Origin of the sequence: Streptomyces niphimycinicus, from assembly GCF_018883605.1 — a bacterium.
GTDB classification, from domain to species: Bacteria; Actinomycetota; Actinomycetes; order Streptomycetales; family Streptomycetaceae; genus Streptomyces; species Streptomyces niphimycinicus.
In genome coordinates this window covers 1-593 of sequence record NZ_JAHLEM010001131.1, presented here as the reverse complement: position 1 = coordinate 593, position 593 = coordinate 1, and the positions used below count along the sequence as shown (strand labels likewise).

Annotated in this window: 1 protein-coding gene; it reads left to right on the top strand. The window is 65.1% G+C overall.

The window, feature by feature from the left end; genetic code table 11:
- Nucleotides 1–45: 45 nt before the first annotated feature.
- The coding region (locus KN815_RS48195; protein ID WP_372458663.1) for a KR domain-containing protein at nucleotides 46–593 on the top strand (548 nt) is incomplete at its 3' end.

Sequence of the window (593 nt, the reverse complement as noted above, 5' to 3'; positions counted from 1 at the left end):
GCGGTTGGTGCGGTTGGTGCGGTTGGTGCGGTTGGTGGTGGGGGTGTGGGTGGTGGTGTGGCGTTGGTGACGGGTGGGACGGGGTTGTTGGGTGGTTTGGTGGCGCGTCATTTGGTGTCGGTGTATGGGGTGGGTGAGGTGGTGTTGGTGAGTCGTCGGGGGTGGGGTGCGCCGGGTGTTGGGGGTTTGGTTGGGGAGTTGGAGGGGTTGGGGGCTCGGGTGCGGGTGGTGGCGTGTGATGTGGGTGATCGGGGTGCGGTGGCGGAGTTGGTGGGGTCGGTTGTGGGGTTGAGTGTGGTGGTGCATGCGGCGGGTGTGGTGGATGACGGGGTGGTGGGTTCGTTGGATGGGGGTCGGTTGGTGGGGGTGTTGGGGCCGAAGGCGTTGGGGGCTTGGTATTTGCATGAGTTGACGTGTGGGTTGGATCTGTCGGCGTTTGTGTTGTTTTCGTCGGCGGCGGGTGTGTTGGGGAATGCGGGTCAGGGGAGTTATGCGGCGGCGAATGGGTTTCTGGATGCGTTGGCTGTTCATCGGCGGGCGCAGGGGTTGCCGGGGGTGTCGATCGCGTGGGGGTTCTGGGAAGAACGCAGCGA